Origin of the sequence: Pseudomonas palleroniana, from assembly GCF_003031675.1 — a bacterium.
Taxonomy (GTDB): Bacteria; Pseudomonadota; Gammaproteobacteria; order Pseudomonadales; family Pseudomonadaceae; genus Aquipseudomonas; species Aquipseudomonas palleroniana.
On record NZ_PYWX01000083.1, the window covers coordinates 1 to 2,199 of the forward strand.

The following is a 2,199-nucleotide window of genomic DNA, read 5'->3' on the forward strand; positions in this document are numbered from 1 at the left end:
GGCGAGGAATTGCTGACGCTGACCGATGGCACGCTGGATGGCGTGTTGCCGTTTGAGTGGACGCGGCTGTATCGCACCAGTGCCGTGGAGGTGGATTGTGGGTTGGGGTTTGGCTGGAGTCATGCGCTGGCGCATCGGCTTTCGGTGTCAGGTGATTCGGTGGTGTGGACCGATCATGAAAACCGCTCTACTGAATTTCCACTGCCCACTGCGTCGCGACCCGCGATCACCAACAGTCTGGCCGAAGCGGCGATCTACCTGGGCGCTCTGCCCGATGAGTTAGTGCTGGCCCAGGCATCACGCTTCTACCACTTTTGCGACGGTGTGCTCACCGCCATCAGCGATGCGTACGACAACCGGCTGCGTATTGTGCGGGATCGCTCGGGGCGTATTGAGCGACTGGATAACGGCATCGGCCGCTCGCTGTTCTTGCGCTATGAGCTTGGGCGCATTGTGGCGGTGGACTATCAGGTTCAACGCGCCAAAGGTCATGAAGCCTTCACCTGGATGACCGAACACAACGTTGTGTCCTACGCCTATGACGACGCAGGCCGACTGGTGTGTGCGACCAATGCCGTGGGTGAACGCGAGGTTTATCGCTACGACGATCAGCACGTCATCCTTGAACGGCAGTTGGCCGGTGGCGCGAGTTTCTACTGGGAATGGGAACGGTCCGGCAAGGCGGCGCGCTGTGTCCGGCACTGGGCCAGCTTTTCGCAGATGGACGCGCGTTATACCTGGGGTGACGACGGCCAGGTCACGGTGTTTAACGCCGACGGAAGCCAGGAAATCTACGTACATGACCAGCGCGCACGGCTGGTACAGCGCATCGATCCGGACGGTGCCGAGCATTTCAAATCCTACGACGACAAGGGCCGGCTGACGGTCGAGCAAGACCCATTGGGCGCGGTGACGGCCTATCAGTACGACGATGCCGGACGCTTGGTGGCGGTGTTTCCGGGGGATGACGAACCGACGTCCTACGAGCATGACAACGGCTTCGTACGCGTGGTGCGGCGTGGCCAGGCGGTCTGGAAATATGAGCGCAATGACCAGGGCGATGTGACGCGTCGGACGGATCCCGCCGGGCACATCACCGACTACAGCTACAACCCATCCGGGCAACTGACGGGCGTCTGGTACCCCGATCACAGCTGTCACAGGCTGGTGTGGAATGAACGCGGGCAGTTGCTGGAGGAGCAACTGCCCAATGGCGCCATCAAGCGTTATCGCTATGACGACGTTGGGCGGCAAGTGGCGCGTGAGGATGAGCACGGTGCGCTGACGCAGTACCAGTGGGACAGCGTGGGCCGCATGGTTCGCGTGGTCTTGCCGGGCGGTGCGTGTCGGGAATACAGCTACAACCCCTACGGAAAAATCACCGCCGAACGCGACGAACTCGGCCACGTCACCCATTACGAATACGCCGACGGCCTGCACCTGATCAGCCGCCGCCTCAATGCCGACGGCACCCAGGTCAAGTACCGCTACGACAACGTACGGCTGTTGCTGACCGCGATTGAAAACGAAGCCGGCGAAACCTATCAGCTTGATTACCACCCTAACGGCCTGATCCAGCAAGAGATTGGTTTTGACGGCCAGCGCACGGCGTATGCCTACGACCTCAACGGCAACCTGCTGGAAAAGACCGAACACGGCGACGATGGCAGTCAGCTGGTTACGCGTTATGAGCGCGACCACGCCGGGCGCCTCGTACGAAAAACCCTTGCCGATGGCGAGGTGGTTGAATACACCTACGACCGCCAGGGCAACCTGCTCAGCGTCGACGACGGTCACTGGGCGCTGGCCTACGAATACGATGTCCAAAATCGCCTGACCGCCGAGCACCAAGGCTGGGGCACCCTGCGCTACGGCTACGACGCCTGTGGTCAGTTAAAGCACCTGCGCCTGCCGGACAACAACCGTCTGGTGTTCAACCATGATAAAGGCGGCCACCTTGCTACCGTTGAGCTCAATGGCGAAACCCTCACCTCTCATCTGGTTAATGGAGGTCGAGAACACCAAAGAAGCCAAGGCAAACTCCTCAGCAGCTACCAATATGACGATCAAGGACGTCTGCTCAACCACGGCCTTTGCGACGTTGAAGGGGGCATTTACCAACGCCAATACGACTACGACAAAAGCGGCAACCTCACCCGCCTGCTCGACACCCGCAAGGGCCAGCACGACTACCACTAC

General features: G+C 60.4%; 1 protein-coding gene. It reads left to right on the forward strand.

The features are described 5' to 3' along the window. The coding region (locus C9383_RS26480; RefSeq protein WP_146164723.1) for a DUF6531 domain-containing protein at nt 1-2,199 on the forward strand (2,199 nt) is incomplete at both ends.